This is a genomic window from Pseudomonas taetrolens, from assembly GCF_900475285.1.
Taxonomy (GTDB): domain Bacteria; phylum Pseudomonadota; class Gammaproteobacteria; order Pseudomonadales; family Pseudomonadaceae; genus Aquipseudomonas; species Aquipseudomonas taetrolens.
This window is the reverse complement of sequence record NZ_LS483370.1, coordinates 4,759,215-4,778,791: the sequence shown is the minus strand read 5'-3', so window position 1 is coordinate 4,778,791 and position 19,577 is coordinate 4,759,215. Positions and strand designations below refer to the sequence as shown.

The 19,577-nt window shown below is 56.9% G+C and carries 19 protein-coding genes; 9 read left to right on the top strand and 10 right to left on the bottom strand.

Annotated features, from left to right (window positions below; translation table 11 throughout):
- Nucleotides 1-29 precede the first annotated feature (29 nt).
- Both DQN55_RS21930 and DQN55_RS21925 read left to right on the top strand, forming a co-directional pair.
- A complete protein-coding gene (locus tag DQN55_RS21930; protein ID WP_048381630.1) occupies nucleotides 30-278 on the top strand; it encodes a GlsB/YeaQ/YmgE family stress response membrane protein in 249 nt (82 codons plus the stop codon).
- Nucleotides 279-361: 83 nt separating this feature from the next.
- The gene (locus tag DQN55_RS21925) at nucleotides 362-898 is read left to right on the top strand and encodes a DUF3299 domain-containing protein (RefSeq protein WP_048381632.1); all 537 of its coding nucleotides are present in this window, start codon (nucleotides 362-364) and stop codon (nucleotides 896-898) included.
- Nucleotides 899-948: 50 nt separating this feature from the next.
- On the opposite strand, the gene DQN55_RS21920 is transcribed toward DQN55_RS21925, so the two are convergent.
- Nucleotides 949-1,848: a D-hexose-6-phosphate mutarotase gene (locus DQN55_RS21920; protein ID WP_048381634.1), complete on the bottom strand. Its 900-nt coding sequence runs from the start codon at nucleotides 1,846-1,848 to the stop codon at nucleotides 949-951.
- Nucleotides 1,849-1,906: 58 nt separating this feature from the next.
- A complete protein-coding gene (locus tag DQN55_RS21915) occupies nucleotides 1,907-2,308 on the bottom strand; it encodes an acyl-CoA thioesterase (protein ID WP_003438129.1) in 402 nt (133 codons plus the stop codon).
- A gap of 366 nt (nucleotides 2,309-2,674) precedes the next feature.
- Here DQN55_RS21915 and DQN55_RS21910 point away from each other — a divergent pair, with 366 nt between their 5' ends.
- From DQN55_RS21910 to DQN55_RS21880, 7 genes are all read left to right on the top strand, one after another.
- Complete coding sequence (locus tag DQN55_RS21910) at nucleotides 2,675-3,964, top strand: MFS transporter (RefSeq protein WP_048381637.1); 1,290 nt, start codon at nucleotides 2,675-2,677, stop codon at nucleotides 3,962-3,964.
- A 170-nt stretch (nucleotides 3,965-4,134) separates the two neighbouring features.
- Nucleotides 4,135-5,139, top strand: coding sequence for a phosphate ABC transporter substrate-binding protein PstS (locus DQN55_RS21905; RefSeq protein WP_048381639.1), 1,005 nt, complete (start codon nucleotides 4,135-4,137; stop codon nucleotides 5,137-5,139).
- Between the two features lie 159 nt (nucleotides 5,140-5,298).
- Nucleotides 5,299-7,584, top strand: a complete 2,286-nt coding sequence (locus DQN55_RS21900) for an ABC transporter permease subunit (protein ID WP_048381641.1) — start codon at nucleotides 5,299-5,301, stop codon at nucleotides 7,582-7,584.
- Nucleotides 7,585-7,599: 15 nt separating this feature from the next.
- A complete protein-coding gene (gene pstA, locus DQN55_RS21895; protein ID WP_048381643.1) occupies nucleotides 7,600-9,270 on the top strand; it encodes a phosphate ABC transporter permease PstA in 1,671 nt (556 codons plus the stop codon).
- Between the two features lie 162 nt (nucleotides 9,271-9,432).
- Complete coding sequence (gene pstB / locus DQN55_RS21890; protein WP_048381645.1) at nucleotides 9,433-10,266, top strand: phosphate ABC transporter ATP-binding protein PstB; 834 nt, start codon at nucleotides 9,433-9,435, stop codon at nucleotides 10,264-10,266.
- A 110-nt stretch (nucleotides 10,267-10,376) separates the two neighbouring features.
- Complete coding sequence (gene phoU / locus DQN55_RS21885) at nucleotides 10,377-11,138, top strand: phosphate signaling complex protein PhoU (protein WP_048381647.1); 762 nt, start codon at nucleotides 10,377-10,379, stop codon at nucleotides 11,136-11,138.
- Between the two features lie 161 nt (nucleotides 11,139-11,299).
- On the top strand, nucleotides 11,300-12,199 hold the full coding sequence (locus DQN55_RS21880; protein WP_048381649.1) for a response regulator: 900 nt from the start codon (nucleotides 11,300-11,302) through the stop codon (nucleotides 12,197-12,199).
- A 7-nt stretch (nucleotides 12,200-12,206) separates the two neighbouring features.
- Here the strand turns inward: DQN55_RS21880 and DQN55_RS21875 are convergent, their stop codons facing one another.
- The 8 genes from DQN55_RS21875 to DQN55_RS21840 form a co-directional block, all read right to left on the bottom strand.
- Entirely contained in the window at nucleotides 12,207-14,168 is a 1,962-nt protein-coding gene (locus tag DQN55_RS21875) for a DUF7844 domain-containing protein (protein WP_048381651.1), read from the bottom strand.
- On the bottom strand, nucleotides 14,165-14,485 hold the full coding sequence (locus DQN55_RS21870; protein WP_048381653.1) for a DUF2388 domain-containing protein: 321 nt from the start codon (nucleotides 14,483-14,485) through the stop codon (nucleotides 14,165-14,167). Before DQN55_RS21870 ends, DQN55_RS21875 begins: the two co-directional genes overlap by 4 nt.
- 26 nt (nucleotides 14,486-14,511) lie before the next feature.
- A complete protein-coding gene (locus tag DQN55_RS21865) occupies nucleotides 14,512-14,805 on the bottom strand; it encodes a DUF2388 domain-containing protein (RefSeq protein WP_048381655.1) in 294 nt (97 codons plus the stop codon).
- 180 nt (nucleotides 14,806-14,985) lie between these two features.
- On the bottom strand, nucleotides 14,986-15,303 hold the full coding sequence (locus tag DQN55_RS21860) for a DUF2388 domain-containing protein (RefSeq protein WP_048381658.1): 318 nt from the start codon (nucleotides 15,301-15,303) through the stop codon (nucleotides 14,986-14,988).
- Nucleotides 15,304-15,605: 302 nt separating this feature from the next.
- Nucleotides 15,606-15,821, bottom strand: a complete 216-nt coding sequence (locus DQN55_RS21855) for a DUF1127 domain-containing protein (RefSeq protein WP_048381660.1) — start codon at nucleotides 15,819-15,821, stop codon at nucleotides 15,606-15,608.
- Nucleotides 15,822-16,139: 318 nt separating this feature from the next.
- Nucleotides 16,140-17,630 (bottom strand): acetyl-CoA hydrolase/transferase family protein, encoded by a 1,491-nt coding sequence (locus DQN55_RS21850; protein ID WP_048381661.1) that lies wholly within the window; start codon nucleotides 17,628-17,630, stop codon nucleotides 16,140-16,142.
- 180 nt (nucleotides 17,631-17,810) lie between these two features.
- Nucleotides 17,811-19,247: an NAD(P)(+) transhydrogenase (Re/Si-specific) subunit beta gene (locus DQN55_RS21845; protein WP_048381663.1), complete on the bottom strand. Its 1,437-nt coding sequence runs from the start codon at nucleotides 19,245-19,247 to the stop codon at nucleotides 17,811-17,813.
- Nucleotides 19,244-19,567, bottom strand: a complete 324-nt coding sequence (locus DQN55_RS21840; protein WP_048381665.1) for an NAD(P) transhydrogenase subunit alpha part 2 — start codon at nucleotides 19,565-19,567, stop codon at nucleotides 19,244-19,246. The genes DQN55_RS21845 and DQN55_RS21840 overlap by 4 nt, the downstream gene beginning before the upstream one ends.
- Nucleotides 19,568-19,577: the final 10 nt, after the last annotated feature.

The window sequence follows — 19,577 nt, the reverse complement described above, 5'->3', positions numbered from 1 at the left end:
TTTACGTCATCAATAGAGAGGAAGCGCCCATGGGCATCATTGGAACCATTTTTATCGGCTTGATCGTTGGCCTCCTGGCTCGTTTCTTGAAACCAGGTGACGACAAGATGGGATGGATCATGACCATCCTGTTGGGTATCGGTGGCTCGCTGGCGGCTACCTATGGTGGTCAGGCAGTGGGTATCTACAAGGCAGGCGAGGGTGCCGGCTTTATCGGTGCAGTCGTCGGCGCGGTCATCTTGCTGGTGATCTATGGCCTGGTGTCGAAAAAGAGCTGATTGAGCGCTGGGTCCTCTCTGCGCCCGTCGTAGAGAGGGCTAGAATGCGCAGCGTCATAAGCCCTATTTCTATTGAGCCTGTCATGCGCCGTCTTGTAGTGACTTTTCTTTTGCTGGGCTGCGGCCTGGTGCACGCGGCAGAACTGCCGGAAACCGACTGGCTGGACCTCATGCCCAAGTCGGATCAGATTGCCCTCGAACAAATGCCTGAAATCGACCATGACTCGCCCGAGGCCAATGGAACGTTTACAGACAAGGGTGGCTTGAAACAAAGCAAAGGCCTGCCGGCCGTGATGTATTCCAACAAAACCGTCGCAGCCATGAATGGCAAGCAGATCCGTTTGGGCGGTTATCCCGTACCGTTGGAAACCGATACCCAGGGGCGCAGCACTCTGTTCTTTTTGGTGCCATACCCGGGCGCCTGCATTCACGTACCCCCACCACCGCCTAACCAGCTGGTGCTGGTGCGCTATCCCAATGGCCTGAAGCTGGACGATATCTACACACCGCTGTGGGTGACGGGGGCGCTGAAGGTCGAAAGCGTCAGCAATGATCTGGCGGATGCTGCCTATGCATTGGACGCGAGTAAGGTGCGGGTCGTGGAAGAGGCAGATTTGTAGCCACTGCACACAGTTTGCAGGCGCAAACGGCCTGCAGACGGTGTGGCGGGTTAACCGTGCAGGCGCTGGCTGCCGATACTCACACCCAGGGTGTGGCTGGCGCCTGGTTCAAGCGTGATGATGTCATTCATCACGTTCGCGGTTTCGATGCACAGCATGCGTTGCCAGCCGTCGTCCGCCATGTCGTCGAACTGCCTGGCGCGTTCGATCCACGGATTCCAGATGACGGCGCTGCGTGAGCCGCGGCTGCTCAGCTCAATGCTGCGGGCCCAATCAGGATCAACGATGCTCAGTTGCTGTGGGGTATCGAGGTAGATGCGGTCGGTTTCACCGCTAAAGGTCAAATCACCTGTTTGCCTGACGTGTTTCCAGTCATCCAGCGTCTCGATGTATGTCAGACCATCCACACCTTTCACTTGAACCTTTCGCACATCGCTGACAGCGAAATAGCTGTGCAGTGCCTGGCTGATACTGACTGGAATATCGCTGCGGTTATGGCTGGTGAGACTGATATGAAGCTGTGTATCAAGGCGGATACTCAAGGTCAGTGCCACATCGTGGGGCCAGCCGGGAAGGCCGCCTTCGAGGTGGGGCAGGCCAAGCTCGATATGCAGTGCTTCACCCGCATCATCGATTTCAAGGATTTCCCACTCAAGGGTGCGTACCAGACCGTGGGCGGTGGCAGGTTCATCGCTGTGACGCATGGCCTGCACGCTTTGCGGATTCATGGCCAGGTTGCCAAACCACGGCCAGCACACCGGTACGCCGGTGCGAATGCCTTTGCCTGCCTTGTACTGTGCTTTTTCATTGAGCCAGATAACCGGTGGCTCATCGCCAACCTGGTAACTGAGTACCTGAGCGCCTTGTTTGGCGATCAACAGTTGTGCCTGACCATGCTGGAAGTGCCAGCACTCCAGTTCGTCCAGGGTGACCGACTCAATGTGGTGCATGGCAGGCTCTCTATTTCAATGACTGGGGCAGCATTCGGCAGGTGATGTGCCGTGGGGTTTAACGGCGGGGTGGAACGGAGCGCGTGCGGCCGCTGCCATCAATGGCGACGAACACGAACACGGCCTCTGTCACTTTGCGCCACTCGCTGGACAGCGGGTCGTCACTCCAGACCTCAACCATCATCTGGATTGAGCTGCGGCCGATTTCCAGTGCCTGGGTGTAAAACGACAACTGTGCGCCGACGGCCACAGGAACCAGAAACGCCATACGATCAATAGCGACAGTGGCGACACGTCCGCCCGCTACCTTGCTGGCCATTGCGGTACCGGCGAGGTCCATCTGTGACACCAGCCAGCCACCGAAAATATCGCCGAAGCCATTGGTTTCGCGCGGGAGGGCGGTGATTTGCAAGGCGAGGTCGCCTTGCGGGATTGGATCTTCTTGTTCGAGCTCTAGCATGCCGAAGGGCCTCTGACCCGTGATTCATCATGTGTACTGCGGGTGAATAAGCGTCTATAGAAAAACGATTCAGCCCGAACATACTACGTTCGTCACGTTCTTCATAAGCCGCGCCAAGAGAAACTCTGCGAAATCGGCTGGGACTCCCCAGCGGGCGTTTTCGCACAGCAACCTTAAAAGCATCCTTCGGCCAGCGAGTATATCGGGCGACAGCGTAGCCGACGACCTTCAGATTCTGCTTTTTAAATGGGGCATGCGTCTAGCTCTGTGCTTTTACAGGCAATTTGTTATCTTTCCATGTCTGCCCAGCATCTGCCGGCGTAGTTGCAGCTTTTTCGCCGAATCTAATAAGAGAAGCAATTCCCCATGATCACAGAGTCTTTCAGCGCAGCACCGCCTGCGCGGCCGTTAACCCGTAACGACTATAAAACTTTGTCGCTGTCTGCCTTGGGCGGCGCGCTGGAGTTCTACGATTTCATTATTTTTGTGTTTTTCGCCACTGTGGTCGGCAAGCTGTTTTTCCCGGCGGACATGCCTGAGTGGCTACGACTAATGCAAACCTTCGGCATTTTTGCCGCAGGCTATCTTGCTCGGCCATTGGGCGGCATCGTGATGGCGCACTTCGGTGATCTGTTGGGGCGCAAAAAGATGTTCACTTTGAGCATCTTCATGATGGCTGTTCCTACCCTGATCATGGGCTTGTTGCCGACCTATGCGCAGATCGGCATGTGGGCGCCGATTCTTTTGCTGCTGATGCGTGTGATCCAGGGCGCGGCCATTGGCGGTGAAGTACCCGGGGCATGGGTATTCGTGGCTGAACACGTACCGGCTCGCCATGTGGGCTATGCCTGCGGCACGCTGACTTGCGGGCTGACTGCGGGTATCTTGCTGGGCTCGCTGGTGGCCACCGCCATCAACTCGATTTACACCCCGGTCGAAGTCTCTGATTACGCGTGGCGGATTCCTTTCCTGCTGGGCGGTGTATTCGGACTGTTCTCGGTGTACCTGCGTCGCTGGTTGCACGAAACGCCGGTGTTTGCCGAGCTGCAACTGCGCAAGGCCCTGGCCGAAGAAGTTCCGCTCAAGACCGTATTGCGTGATCACCGTGGGGCGATTGTGATCTCGATGCTGCTGACCTGGTTACTGTCTGCCGGCATCATCGTGATCATTCTGATGACGCCGACTGTTCTGCAAACCGTGTACGGCTTTTCGGCTACTACCTCGCTGCAAGCCAACAGCCTGGCCATCGTCTTTTTGAGCCTGGGCTGTATTGCCTCAGGGGCGCTGGCAGACCGCTTTGGTGCGGGCAAGGTGTTTGTGGTGGGCTGCACTGCATTGCTGGTGACCTCATGGGTTTTCTATCACAGCTTGTTGCAGCATCCAGATTGGCTGTTTCCGTTGTACGCCTTGAGTGGTTTGTTTGTAGGAACCATCGGTGCTGTGCCGTATGTGATGGTCAAGGCCTTCCCGCCTGTCGTGCGTTTCAGTGGTCTGTCGTTCTCCTACAACCTGGCTTACGCCATCTTCGGTGGTCTGACGCCAATGGCTGTGACCATGCTGCTCAAAGAAAGCGCGATGGGGCCGGCGTATTACGTGGCCATCATTTGTACAATGGGTTTGCTGGTCGGCGCCTACCTGTGGAAAAAGGGCCGCTGATTAGGTTCTATTGCGTATAACCCACCCCGACCCCCTTCTCTTTAAAGGCCAGTCATTCGCTCCCGGATGCTGGCCTTTCATCTAATTGTCACAATCGGTTCATAGAGTAGTCACATGGCCTGCAGATACTGGCCCCCGATTCATCTAACCCCGTTTGCTAGGAGTAAGGCATGAAACTGAAGCGTGTGATGGCGGCTCTGACTTTTGTCGCCGCAGGCGTTGCGACTGCTAACGCAGTTGCCGCTGGTGTTGACCCGGCTATTCAGCCCTACGTGAAAACAACCGGCGTGTCGGGCAACTTGTCCAGTGTTGGTTCCGACACCCTGGCGAACCTGATGACGCTGTGGGCTGAGGCGTATAAAAAAGAATATCCGAACGTAAACATTCAGATTCAAGCTGCCGGCTCTTCGACAGCACCACCTGCGATTACTGAAGGCACCGCTAACCTGGGCCCGATGAGCCGCAAGATGAAAGACAACGAACTGGCTGCTTTCGAGCAGAAGTACGGCTACAAGCCTACCGCCATCCCGGTAGCGGTTGATGCCCTGGCCGTGTTCGTACACAAGGACAACCCGATCAAGCACATGACCATGGAACAGGTCGATGCGGTTTTCTCTTCGACGCGCCTGTGCGGCGGCAAGAGCGATGTGAAAACCTGGGGTGACCTGGGTGTGACCGGCGATCTGGCCAACAAGCCGGTGCAGCTGTTCGGTCGTAACTCGGTGTCTGGCACCTACGGTTACTTCAAGGAAGAAGCCCTGTGCAAAGGTGACTTCAAGCCGAACGTAAACGAACAGCCAGGCTCGGCCTCGGTGGTTCAGTCGATCAGCAGCTCGCTGAACGGTATTGGCTACTCGGGCATTGGTTATAAAACCGCCAGTGTAAAAACCGTACCGCTGGCCAAAAAAGGCAGCACCGAGTTTGTTGAAGATACCGAAGAAAACGCACTGAACGGCAAATACCCGCTGTCGCGTTTCCTCTACGTGTATGTGAACAAGGCGCCGAACAAGCCGTTGAACCCGCTGGAAGCCGAGTTCATCAAGCTGGTGCTGTCCAAGCAAGGTCAGGAAGTGGTTGTGAAAGACGGCTACATTCCGCTGCCGGCCAAAGTGGCTGCCAAAGCCCTGGCTGATCTGGGCTTGAAAGAAGGCGGCGCAGACGTCGCCAAGAAGTAACGCCTTCACTCCGGGATTGATTGCGGAGTGGTGCAGGAGCGAGTTATTCGCTCCTGCACGCCCTTATTTTCCACCCCGCTCCCAGCACCACTGGGCGGCGGCTTTTCTGCGTCACTGCTTTGTCATCTTTTTGTCATACAGGATCGCTAGGGTGTGCGCATGAATGATCTGGCCAACTCTCCAATGACTACGACATCCGCTCCCAAGCGCATTGATTTCAATACGCCTGAATTACAACGCAAGCGTCGCATTCGCGCGCTCAAGGATCACCTGACCCGCTGGTATGTATTTATCGGCGGTCTTGCCGTGCTCGGCGCGATCACCCTGATTTTCTTCTTCCTCGGTTACGTCGTGTTCCCGCTGTTCCAGGGTGCAGACCTGAATGCCAAGCAGGCATTGACGCCGGTCTGGATGCAGGATGCGGGCAAACCGCTGATGATCTCCGTCGAGGAGCAGAATCAGGTCGGTATGCGGGTATCGGACAAAGGGATGGTGCTGTTCTTCAACGTGAAGAATGGCGAGGAGCTTTCGCGGGTTGACTTGCCGCTGCCAGCCGACACCCAAGTCACCTCGCTGGGTGAAGACCAGCCCGGCAATCCCGTAGTAGTGGTGGGCCTGTCCAACGGCCAGACCCTGGTGTTCCGCCATACCTATAAAGTCAGCTATCCGGATGGTAAAAAAACCATCTCTCCAGCCATCGAATATCCCTACGGTGAAACGCCGATCGTCCTCGACCCGCAAGGTCGTTCACTGGATCACGTGAACCTCAGTGTGAACGATTCGACGCTGGTGCTGGCGGGCTCGACCGGTGCTCAATTGCACGTGCTGTCGTTGGCCAGCGAAGAGAACATGATGACCGGCGAGGTCACAAACTCTGAGACCCGTATCGACCTGCCGCAGATGACCGAACAGGTCAAAGAACTGTTTATCGATCCGCGCCAGCAATGGTTGTATGTCATCAATGGTCGCGCTCAGGCCGACGTCTTCAACCTGCGTGACAAAAGCCTCAATGGACGCTACAAGCTGGCTGACGATGCCACCACCGAAATCACTGCCAGCGCGCAGTTGGTGGGCGGGATTTCGCTGATCTTCGGCAACTCGAACGGTGGATTGAGCCAGTGGTTCATGGCCCGTGACCCGGATGGCGAGCAGCGTTTCAAACACATTCGCAGCTTCCAGATGGGCACCACGCCTATTGTTGAAATAACCGCAGAACAACGTCGCAAGGGCTTCCTGGCCCTGGATGCTGCCGGTGAGATCGGCGTGTTCCACAGCACGGCGCATCGCACCCTGCTGGTTGAAAAAGTTGCAGAAGGCCCGGGCGTCATGGCGTTGTCGCCACGTGCCAACCGCGTCATTGTCGAGGAGGGTGGAAAGCTGCTGCCGCTGACCTTGAAGAACCCGCACCCGGAAGTGTCCTGGAGCGCGCTGTGGAGCAAGGTCTGGTACGAGAACTACGACGAGCCCAAGTACGTTTGGCAATCGACCGCGGCCAACACCGACTTCGAACCCAAGATGAGCCTCGCGCCCTTGACCTTCGGCACGCTTAAGGCGGCGTTCTACGCCATGTTGCTGGCGGCCCCGCTGGCAGTTGCCGCTGCTATCTACACGGCTTACTTCATGGCCCCGAGCCTGCGCCGCAAGGTCAAGCCGGTTATCGAACTGATGGAAGCAATGCCGACCGTGATTCTGGGCTTCTTCGCCGGCCTGTTTCTGGCGCCGTATGTCGAAGGCCATTTGCCGGGGATTTTCAGTCTGCTGATGTTGATGCCGATCGGTATTCTGGTGGCGGGCTTCACCTGGAGCCGTTTGCCTGAGTCGATCCGTCTGCGTGTGCCGGACGGCTGGGAAAGCCTGATTCTGATTCCAGTAATTCTGTTTATTGGCTGGTTGTCGCTGTACATGAGCCCGTTCATGGAGGCCTGGTTCTTCGGCGGTGATATGCGCCTGTGGATCTCTCACGACCTGGGCATCACCTACGACCAGCGCAACGCCTTGGTTGTGGGATTGGCAATGGGCTTTGCGGTTATTCCGAACATCTACTCGATTGCCGAGGATGCGGTGTTCAGCGTGCCTCGCGGTCTGACTCTGGGTTCGCTGGCACTGGGTGCAACACCTTGGCAGACCATGACCCGTGTGGTGATCCTGACGGCCAGCCCGGGGATTTTCTCGGCGCTGATGATCGGCATGGGGCGCGCTGTGGGTGAAACCATGATCGTGCTCATGGCTACCGGCAACACGCCGGTCATGGAAATGAACCTGTTCGAAGGCCTGCGCACCTTGGCGGCGAACGTGGCCGTGGAGATGCCTGAATCGGAAGTTGGCGGCAGTCATTACCGCGTCCTGTTCCTCTCCGCATTGGTACTGCTGCTGTTTACCTTTGTCATGAACACGCTCGCCGAGCTGATCCGTCAGCGTCTGCGCAAGAAATATTCGTCGCTTTAAGGAAGGTAGAAGTCTGTGAAACAGAATTCCCTCAAAGGTTGGTTCAAGAGCGGCGCTCCGGGTGTCTGGATCAGCGGTGGTGCAGTTTCCATCGCGGTCATCATGACGATCGGTTTGCTGTCAGTGATCGCGGTGCGCGGCTTGGGCCACTTCTGGCCGGCTGATCTGGTGCACGCTCAGTACGGTGTGCCGGGTGATGCCAATCACGTGGTGATCGGCGAAGTGGTGCAAAAGGAAGAAGTGCCTCGCGAACGCCTGAAAAGTGCAGGCTTGCCGGTGCCTGAGCAAGGCCCGGAGTTCATGACCCGTGAACTGATCAAGGTCGGCAACCGCGACCTGAACGGCAACGACTTCTCGTGGGTAGTGGGTGAGTGGCTGACGGACCAGACCACGCCACCGGAGCTGATGGCGATTGAGCGCCGCGAGTGGGGTAACTTTTACGGTTACCTGGTCAATGTCAAAGAAAACGGCAAAGTCGTCGCTGAAGGTGCTGCTGCCTGGCCAGAGCTGCAAGCCCGGGTTAAACGGGTCAATGATCTGGCAGCGCAACTCAGCCAGCTCGAAAAGAAAGACATTGGTGCCATCAACTACGGGCTTGAGCGCATTCGCTTGCAGGGTCGCAAGCTGGAGCTGGCAGGTGAGCTGGATGCTGCCGCCCAGGCTGACATGGAAGTTGAGCGTGCCGAGTTGAACGCCCGCTACAAGGCTATCGAGGATCGCTTGAGTGAACTGCACGCACAGTTCAACCGCGACAGCCTCACGGCCCGTGATGCCAACGGTAAAGAGCTGGAAATCAGCATCGGCAAGGTGGTCAAGGCCTACCAGCCGAACGCGATGAACAGCTGGCAAAAACTGGGTATGTATTTCAGTAACATCTGGGAGTTCCTCAGCCAGGATCCGCGTGAAGCCAACACCGAAGGCGGGATCTTCCCGGCGATTTTCGGCACGGTGATGATGACCCTGATCATGGCCATTATCGTGACGCCGTTTGGTGTACTGGCAGCGGTGTACCTGCGTGAATATGCCAAGCAAAACACCCTGACCCGTGTGATCCGTATCGCGGTCAACAACCTGGCGGGTGTCCCGGCAATTGTTTATGGCGTATTTGGTCTCGGCTTCTTTGTGTATGTGCTGGGTGGTTCGGTAGACCGGTTGTTCTTCGCGGAAGCCTTGCCCGCACCGACCTTTGGTACGCCGGGCCTGATGTGGGCTTCGCTGACCCTGGCGCTGCTGGCTGTGCCGGTGGTGATCGTGGCAACTGAAGAAGGGCTGGCGCGGATCCCGCGTACCGTCCGCGAAGGTTCGCTGGCGTTGGGGGCAACCAAATCTGAAACGCTGTGGAAGATTGTGCTGCCGATGGCCAGTCCGGCCATGATGACCGGCATGATTCTCGCCGTGGCCCGTGCCGCGGGTGAAGTGGCACCGCTGATGCTGGTGGGTGTGGTCAAGCTGGCGCCATCGCTGCCGCTGGATGGAAACTACCCTTACTTGCACCTTGATCAGAAGATCATGCACTTGGGCTTCCATATTTATGACGTCGGTTTCCAGAGTCCGAACGTCGAAGCCGCACGACCGTTGGTATATGCCACCGCGTTGTTGCTGGTTCTGGTGATTGCGACCCTTAACTTGTCGGCGGTGTGGATCCGTAACCACCTGCGCGAGAAGTACAAGGCGCTGGAAAGCTGATAACGAAATACCTGTAGGAGCGAGCTTGCTCGTGAAGGCATCGGTAGGGTTTCAAGGTGGGACCGAGGTGTCTGGATCGAGAGCAAGCTCACTCCTGCAGAAGATAAAAAGCCCGGTCAGAACGAAACGACCGATACGAATTTTTAGCGTATGGAGCAACCCATGCAGCATGAATCCTCCTCCCACGGCATCAACATGTCGGCCTTGGGTCGCAGCAAGCAGAGCTTGAACCTGGCTGATGAAGCCGTTGCCATCGAAGTACCGGGCCTGAACCTTTACTACGGTGACAAGCAGGCACTGTTCGACGTCAGCCTGAATATCCCGAAACAACGGGTAACGGCGTTTATCGGGCCATCGGGTTGCGGTAAATCCACACTGCTGCGCACTTTCAATCGCATGAATGACCTGGTGGATGGCTGCCGCGTAGAAGGCGAGATCAACCTGTACGGCAACAACATCTACCGCAAGGGCGAAGACGTGGCTGAGCTGCGTCGCCGAGTGGGCATGGTGTTCCAGAAGCCAAACCCGTTCCCCAAGACCATCTATGAAAACGTGGTCTACGGCCTGCGGATTCAAGGCATCAATAAAAAGCGCATCCTCGACGAAGCGGTCGAATGGGCTCTCAAGGGGGCGGCGTTGTGGGAGGAGGTCAAGGACCGCCTGCATGATTCGGCACTGGGCCTGTCCGGTGGTCAGCAACAGCGTCTGGTGATTGCCCGGACCATTGCCGTCGAGCCTGAGGTGTTGCTGCTCGATGAACCATGTTCGGCTCTCGACCCGATCTCGACGCTGAAGGTTGAAGAGCTGATTTACGAGCTCAAGTCCAAGTTCACCATCGTCATCGTGACTCACAACATGCAACAGGCGGCGCGAGTTTCCGACTACACCGCGTTTATGTACATGGGCAAAATGGTTGAGTACGGCGACACCGATACCTTGTTCACCAACCCGGCCAAAAAACAGACCGAAGACTACATCACCGGTCGATATGGCTAGTTGGCCGCCGCCAGTTTTCAGCTTCTGCGGCAAGTAAGGCAGTTTGGCGTAACGACACAATCAGCTTGCAGCTTTTGGCTTGCAGCTCACAGCTTTTGCGGAGCAAAACCATGATTTCAAAGGATGGCCTCACCCATCACATTTCCGCGCAGTTCAACGCGGAACTCGAAGACGTGCGCAGCCACTTGCTGGCGATGGGCGGCCTGGTCGAGAAACAGGTCAACGATGCGGTGACGGCGTTGATCGAGGCCGACTCCGGGTTGGCTCAGCAAGTGCGCGAGATCGATGACCAGATCAATCAAATGGAGCGCAATATCGACGAAGAATGCCTGCGCATTCTGGCCCGTCGTCAGCCTGCGGCCTCTGACCTGCGTCTGATCATCAGCATTTCAAAGTCGGTGATTGACCTTGAGCGCATTGGCGACGAGGCAACCAAAATTGCCCGTCGGGCGATTCAGCTCTGCGAAGAAGGCGAGGCGCCGCGGGGTTACGTTGAGGTGCGCCACATTGGCGACCAGGTGCGCAACATGGTGCGCGATGCTCTGGACGCGTTTGCTCGTTTCGATGCCGATCTGGCTCTGTCGGTGGCGCAATACGACAAAATCATCGACCGCGAATACAAGACCGCTCTGCGCGAGCTGGCCACGTACATGATGGAAGACCCGCGCTCGATCACCCGTGTGCTGAGCATCATCTGGGTACTGCGATCACTGGAGCGCATCGGTGACCACGCACGGAATATTTCAGAGTTGGTGATTTATCTGGTGCGCGGAACTGACGTGAGGCACATGGGCCTCAAGCGCATGCGCGAGGAAGTTGAAGGAACAGCCGGTGATAAGCCTAATGTTGAGCCTCGGTCTGACGATAAGTAAGACTGCCTGAGACAAAAAACGCCCGGCTCATGTCGGGCGTTTTGGTTTTCAGCGTTCACATTCAGGTGCTCTGCGGACGTTAATGCAGTCGGGGTGCCCATCGATCTTGGCACATGGCCACTATTTGGCGCATGGTTGTCAGGATTTTAAAGGAGCAGTCGATGAGCAAGGTCAGTGTGCTGGTGGTAGATGATGCGTCGTTTATTCGCGACCTGATTAAAAATTGCCTGCGTAACTATTTTCCGGGCATCAGGATCGAAGACGCGGTCAACGGTCGCAAAGCACAGTCCCTGCTGATCCGCGAATCGTTCGACCTGGTGCTGTGCGATTGGGAAATGCCCGAGATGTCAGGCCTTGAACTCTTGACCTGGTGCCGTGAACAGGATCATCTGCAAACGCTGCCATTCATCATGGTCACTAGCCGGGGTGACAAAGAGAATGTGCTGCAGGCGATACAGGCTGGTGTTTCGGACTTTGTAAGCAAGCCTTTTACCAACGAACAGCTACTGACCAAAGTGAAGAAGGCCTTTACCAAAGCCGGCCTGCTGAATGCGGTGATGGCGAGTTCACCGTCACGGGTCAATTCGGCCTTTGGTAACGACTCACTGAATGCATTGACTGGCGGCAAGGCGCAGGTTGTTGCCTCTGCCTCTGCCTCTGCCTCTGCGCCGGTCCCGGAGCCAGTAGCTCGCCAGTCATCGGCTCCGGTTACACCGGCGCTGACAAACCGTAGCCAGGGGCAACTGCGGTTGCCCAGTGGTACCCAGCTGTGTGTGATCAAGGCGCTGAGCCTTAAGGAGGCGCTGCTGGTGGTGCGTCGCGGGGATGTGTTGCCTCAGGTGCTGGACAGCGCGGTACTGGACCTTGAGCAAGGCGAGAAGGCGGAAGTGGCGCGTTTGAATGGCTACTTGCATGCCATCGTGGCGTACGAGCCCAAACCGGACAGCGACTGGCTGCAACTCACCTTTCGTTTCGTCGATCAGGATGCCGAGAAAATGAACTACCTCTCACGGCTGATCGCCCACGGCACAGCGCAGAAGCACTTTGTGCCGGGGGCGTAACGCCTTGCTACGGCAGCTGTAACCCGCCTGCCGCTTTGTGGAGCGCCCGCAGGTGTTCGCCGATCTGCTTGGTGTTGGCTTCGGTGGCGGCGATCTCTGCAGCGCGGGCGGGTTCCAAGAGGGTACGCACTTCTTTGTCCAGATCACCGGTCAGGCGTAGTAGCTGCTGCTGGCGCTGGCTGCTTTCTGACTCGAGCAAGGCCCATTCCTTGGCCTGCGGCAAGCCGTAGCCGCTACTGCCCAGCAATTCGGCCGGGCGGCTGAGGTAGCCGCTGCTGGCGAGAATTTCCTGAAGGGTTTTGTTGGCTTTATCCATGCCCCCATCCTTGAGTCCGCGGGCGCCCAGATACTTCTGCTTGACCTCATCCTGAGCCAATAGCAGCTGTCTGCGAAAACTGGCCTGCTCCAACAGCAGCAGAGCGGCGCTGGTGCGCAGGTCGGCCTTTTCAAACCAGGGGCGGCGCTCGTCAGCGCTCAGGGCCATCCAGTCTTCGACCGAGGTTTGCTTGATCGGCAAACGGGTTTTCAGGACATCGAACATCGCCTGGTAGCGATCTCGGTACGAATCAAAGCGATAACCCAGGCGCAGTGCCTCGCGGGGATCATCCAGCACACTGGTATCTGCCAGATTGCGGGCTTTGAGCACCTCCAGCAAACCATTGGGGACGATACTGTCCAGGCCCTTTAGTTGGCTGTTGTCACTGCCGCTGCGCAGCAGTTTCAAGGTCTCCACGGCGCAGTTATTGGATACGAAGTAATAATCACCGTCGTAGCTCCAATGCATCTCTGCCGCGTGCTCAACCACTTCTTCGATTTCCGGGCGACTCAATTTGAGCGGTACCGACGCCAGGCTGCGCAGTTCAGTTTTGGTGTATTCGTCGATCACCTGCGCCAATGGCAATACAAACAAGCGCGAAGGATAGGCCCCGGTCAGGCCATCCCAGCTGGAGAGCTGTACATCATTGACGAACGCCCGATAGGACAGCACCAGGTGCTCTTGCAGATCGAGGCGGCAGTCGGGGCCGCGTGGTCGCCCTGGTGCGCAGATGACCAGGCGCAGCATGCTGTGACCCCAGCGGCTGGCCCACTCCTGGTTAGCCTCAGCCAACAGGTAATCAACGGCATACACCCGTTCCGGGTCGACGGTGCCCAGCGGCTGTTTGGCGAAGTCGTTGCCGGCATTTAAAAAGGCGAAGCCTTTGGGGCATTCGTCTTTGGCTGCGGGGGCCCAGCCGAAGTGTTGCTGGTAGTAGCGGTACAGTGCCGGACGGCGGCAGGCGTAAGCGGGGTCGAGGAGGAAGTACTCCATGTTGACCGCGACAAACTCCTTGGGACTGCTGACTTCGTATAGATCCGGGCTGCGTACGACCTGATGGTTGTCTTGCTCGCGCTCACCCCGGCGGCCCACATATTGCTGCCAGCCCGCGAGGTCGAGCAGGCGCGGGTCGTCACTGAGGGTAAAACGACGATCGGTCTGGCCCCGGCATTGATCCGGCAGACCAATAATCCCTGCACTGCCAGCTTGCCGGGTACAGCGCTGGATCAGCGTACGCTGTGCGGCTGGCCAGAGGCGGGCGCGGTCGTAGAGATGGGTGAGCTCATGCAACACCGTGGCAAGCATTTCACGCCGTACTGTGCCGTGAGGGCGTTGGGTCTGCTGGGTAGCGGCAGACCCATCGACCAGCCCGGCCAGCAATTTGCGATTGAGGTCCAGTTCTGAAGTCAGCGACGCTTGCCCATAGGCATTGCCTGGCATGTCATCCGTCCAGCCGACCAGAATCTGGCGATCCAGTTGCTCAATAAAGCGCGGTGGCAAACGCTGCATGGCCTCGTCCAGCAGGGCTTGGCTGGCCTGTTGTTCAGCCGGACTCAGACCTTCGGTCTTGAGTTGCAGGTGCAGCGCGGCCTGGGCACTGTTGCCGATCAGCAGCAGGCCACAGGCGGCGAGCCAGCAAGTTAACCGCCTCACAGAGCGAGGATGGCTTCGGCGAGGTCTTGATCACTGGCATTGCGGGCTTCAGGTACGCGGTCACGCAGGGTGCTGAAAGCCGATTCCAACTGCACGCCACGAATGTTGCCTTGGCTGGCGACAAATGTAGCGGCGTCATCGTGGGCTTCACGTACCACTTTTGAATCGCGTATGGAGGTGGTGGTGTCCGAGGTGAAATCGATGGTGCGGCCAAAAGCCCGGACAATGATGTTACTGGTCTGCACGACAGTTTGTGCCTGCGCTACATCGGCGAGCAGAAACAGGCCAAGGGTGGCGACAATCAAAGGGCTACGCATGAAACATCTCCAGATAACGCGGGTATTTATTGGACGAGAATTGCTTGTGCCAGTTCAAGATCGTTGGCACTGATTTTTGGCTGGGACTGGCGCAGGTAGCGCAAGGCAGACTCCAGCTGTGCTCCTCGTAGTTGTCCATCGCTGGCAACGAAGGCTGCGGCGTCATCCTGGGCGGCAAGTATCAGTTTGTGATCGAAAGGCGCGGATGTCACTTTACTGGTGACGTAACCGCTGATCACTACATTTTGCGTGGTCATATCGAAGGCGTTTGCTGTGTGTGTCCAGCAGAGGGCAAGTAGAGCTAAAGAGAAAAAACGCATGGGTCTCGTGGGCTGATGAGCGAGGCCCAAGGCTAGCGCAATGCCCGGGGCAGAGCCAGCGCGGGGTGAGGCACGACGCCTGCAGGAGCGCGCTTGCTCGCGATAGCATCACAGCGCCTCTGCAGAGACGCCGCGTCGTTGCATCGTGATCAGGCTTGCCCTGCAGGCGAGCGATGTACGTTAGATAGTCAGGATGGCCTGGGCCAGTTGAGTATCGGTAGCTTGCAGCGCGGGTGCTTGTTGGCGGATAGCTTCGAATGCACTTTCGAGTTTCACGCCACGAATGGCACCTTCACTGGCAACAAAGCTGGCGGCGTCGTCACGTGCGGCACGCACGATTTTGTTGTCACGAAACGAACCGGTCGCATCGGATGTCAGGTCAGACGTTGCTTTAAGGGAGCCTACCAGAGAGTCGGTGGTAACAATAAAGCTTGAAGCATTAGCGCTCGCAGCAAGCGTCAACAAGGCAGCAGCAGTGAGTAGGCGAAATGTGGACATGGTGTTACTCCAGGGCATGAGCTATTACAAAATAGACGGTTATGGTGTGAATAGTAGGCGCAGACCACGTATGGCGCATAGGCTGTTTTTGCAGCTTGCTACGCTGCACTGCTCTAGATCAGGGCTTTACGAAACTGTACTGGCTATATTTTTATATTTTAACAACTGTACCTGTCAGCTGTCTCTCTTCAAAAAACAGGCTTATAAACGACAAAACCCGTCAACGGCTGACCGTGACGGGTTTTGTTTTTTCAATTCAGGGTGCTGGCGATGGACCGATGGTCAGGGCCAGCGAGCGCTCTTTAGCGCCAGAACGGCTTGCTCAGCTCTTCGTAACGCTGTGCTTCGCTAATCCCGGCATCAGCCAAAAGACGCGAATCCAGTCGAGCCAATTGATGGCGGCTGGAGATACGGCGCTGCCACAGCATAAGGTTGGCAAGTACGCGCAAAGGCATGGCTGCCTGGTTTTTTACAGTGTTGCTTTCGCTGAACAGTTCGGAACTGAGTGTACGTTCCATGACGGCATCCTTCCGCTTGTGGCGGCATTGGCTAGTGGTTTAACTGATGCCAATGATCCTCCTCTTTGTCCAGGGTCTCTAGATACAGTTCACCTGTATTGCGCTGGGCCAGTTAACTGTTTATTAGTGCTGTACGGCCATAAATGAGCACAACTGTACCTGTCGGCCCCAATATGGTGCATTTTTGATCAAATTGGTGGGTTGGACAGGGGAAGTAGGCTGAAAATGACCAGTACAGCAGTACAGTTTTTGAAAAATTGAGGCGAAAAAAAGCCGCCGCTGAAATGAAATTTCAGCGGCGGCTGTCTAGTCCGCGTGTTACGGCAGCATTTTCCCGGTTTCTTCCAGGTTGATATGCCAGCTCAGGGCCTCACGCAGGATATGCGGTGTATGACCGCCAATTGCGCAAGCGGCAGCGAAGTACTCGTTCAGTGCCTCACGGAAGTCCGGGTGGACGCAGTTGTCGATGATGACGCGTGCGCGCTCACGCGGGGCCAGGCCGCGCAGGTCGGCCAGGCCTTGCTCTGTGACGAGAATGTCGACGTCGTGCTCTGTGTGGTCGACGTGGCTGACCATAGGCACAACGCTGGAGACTGCCCCGGCCTTAGCAATGGATTTGGTCACAAAGATCGCCAAGTGAGCGTTCCGTGCGAAGTCACCCGAGCCGCCGATGCCATTCATCATCCGCGTGCCGCAGACATGAGTGGAGTTGACGTTGCCGTAGATGTCGAATTCCAGTGCGGTATTGATACCGATGATGCCCAGGCGACGAACCACTTCCGGGTGGTTGGAGATCTCTTGGGGACGCAGTACCAGTTTGTCTTTATAGCGTTCCAGGTTACCGAACACGTCCGTATTGCGGCGGCTGGACAAGGTGATGGAGCTCCCTGAAGCGAAACTCATCTTGCCCGCGTCGATCAGGTCGAAGGTTGAGTCCTGCAGTACCTCGGAGTACATGGTCAGGTCTTCGAACGGTGAGTCGATCAGACCACACATCACCGCGTTAGCAATGTTTCCGATACCGGCTTGCAGTGGGCCGAGCTTGTTGGTCATACGCCCAGCGTCCACTTCCTGCTTGAGGAAGTTGATCAGGTGGAAGGCGATGCCCTGGGTTTCGCTGTCGGGCTCGAGCACCGTGGACGGCGAATCCGGTTTGTTGGTGATGACAATCGCGACGATTTTTTCGGCGGGGATCGGAATCGCGGTGCTGCCAATGCGGTCATCGACCTTGGTCAGCGGAATCGGTGTACGGGTCGGACGGTAGGTCGGGATGTAAATATCGTGCAGACCTTCCAGGTTCGGATTGTGCGCCAGGTTGATTTCGACGATGACCTGTTTGGCGAAGATCGCAAAGCTGGCGGAGTTACCTACGGAGGTCGTTGGAACAATATGACCTTGCTCGGTAATGGCAACGGCTTCGATAACGGCAATGTCCGGCAGTTTGAGCTGATTGTTACGCAGTTGCTCAACGGTTTCGGACAAGTGTTGATCGATAAACATCACCTCGCCGGCATTGATTGCCTTGCGCAGGGTGCTGTCGACCTGAAAGGGCATGCGACGAGCGAGTACACCGGCTTCGGTCAATTGCTTGTCGAGGTCGTTGCCCAGGCTGGCGCCGGTCATCAGGGTGATTTTGAGCGGTGACAACTTGGCGCGCTCGGCCAATGCTTGTGGGACTGCCTTGGCTTCGCCGGCACGGGTAAAACCGCTCATGCCGACGGTCATGCCGTCCTGGATAAGGGCGGCGGCTTCTTCGGCGCTCATGACCTTATCGTGTAGAGAAATCAGGCGAATACGTTCACGGTACATGGATTGTTATCTCGGGCAACGGAAGCAAGAGGCGCAGTCTATTCATTTTCACAGCCTTACGTCCCGCTACCATGGTCGAATGCCAGACGGCGATTTAGAGCCATTGGTCGGGATCTCTAGAAATAGAAAACCCCGGCCAATCCAGCGCCGGGGTTTGAGTGTTGCTGGGGGGCGGGGATGTTACTCGACCGCTTTCACCATATCTTCAATAACTTTCTTGGCGTCGCCGAAAACCATCATGGTTTTATCCAGATAGAACAACTCGTTATCCAGGCCGGCATAACCGCTGGCCATCGAACGTTTATTCACGATGACGGTTTTGGCCTTATAGGCTTCGAGGATCGGCATGCCGGCAATCGGCGATTTCGGATCGTTCTTGGCTGCCGGGTTGACCACGTCGTTGGCGCCAAGCACCAGTACGACGTCGGCCTGGCCAAACTCGGAGTTGATGTCTTCCATCTCGAACACCTGGTCGTAAGGCACTTCGGCCTCGGCCAGCAAGACGTTCATGTGACCTGGCATCCGGCCTGCAACCGGGTGAATCGCGTACTTCACGGTCACGCCGCGGTGAGTCAGCTTTTCGGTCAGCTCTTTCAGGGCGTGTTGTGCCCGTGCCACGGCCAGGCCGTAACCTGGAACGATGATCACGGTGTCGGCGTTGGTCAGCAGGAAGGTGGCGTCATCGGCTGAGCCCGACTTCACCGGGCGCGCTTCTTTCGAGCCGGCAGGCCCGTCCGACTCGACTGCGCCGCCGAAACCACCAAGAATCACGTTGAAGAACGAGCGGTTCATTGCCTTGCACATGATGTACGAAAGAATCGCACCCGAAGAACCTACCAGCGAGCCGGCAATAATCAGCATCGAGTTGTTCAGCGAAAAGCCAATGCCAGCCGCTGCCCAGCCCGAGTAGCTGTTCAGCATCGAAACCACGACCGGCATGTCGGCGCCGCCAATCGGGATGATGATCAGTACCCCCAATACGAACGCCAAAGCCAGCATCAGTGCAAAGGCATTGAGGTTGCCAGTCAGCATAAAGGTGATGCCCAGGCCCAGCGTGGTCAGGCCCAGTACCAGGTTCAGCTTGTGTTGGCCGCTGAACTGTACGGGTGCACCCTGGAACAGGCGGAACTTGTATTTGCCTGAGAGCTTGCCAAACGCAATCACCGAGCCGGAGAACGTGATGGCGCCAATGGCTGCACCCAGGAACAACTCCAGACGGTTACCGGCAGGGATGGCCTCGCCCAGATGTTTGACGATGCCCAGCGATTGCGGTTCAACCACGGCAGCGATGGCAATAAATACCGCCGCAAGGCCGATCATGCTGTGCATGAAGGCGACCAGTTCAGGCATTTTTGTCATTTCGACGCGCTTGGCCATGATAGAGCCAGCGGTGCCGCCGACCAGCAGGCCGACAATCACATAGCCGATGCCAGCCGTAGCGATCTCTGCGCCCAGCTTGTAGATCAAGCCGACGGTGGTAATGATCGCCAGGCCCATGCCGAGCATGCCGAACAGGTTGCCACGGCGTGATGTAGTGGGGTGCGACAGGCCTTTAAGGGCTTGAATGAAGCAGATCGATGCAACCAGATACAGAACGGTGACCAGGTTCATGCTCATGACTTACGCACCTCTTCTTTGGCTTTCGGTGCTTTCTTCTTGAACATTTCCAGCATGCGCCGGGTGACCAAAAATCCACCAAATACGTTTACGGCGGCCAGCGCGACCGCGAGGGTACCCATGGTTTTACCCAGCGGGGTGACTGTCAGGGCTGCAGCGAGCATGGCGCCCACAATCACAATCGCGGAAATGGCGTTGGTTACGGCCATCAAGGGGGTGTGCAAGGCAGGTGTAACGTTCCAGACCACGTGATAACCGACATATATAGCCAGTACAAAGATGATCAGGTTGTAGATGCCGGGGGAGATCAGCTCTTCCATTGTTTTTATC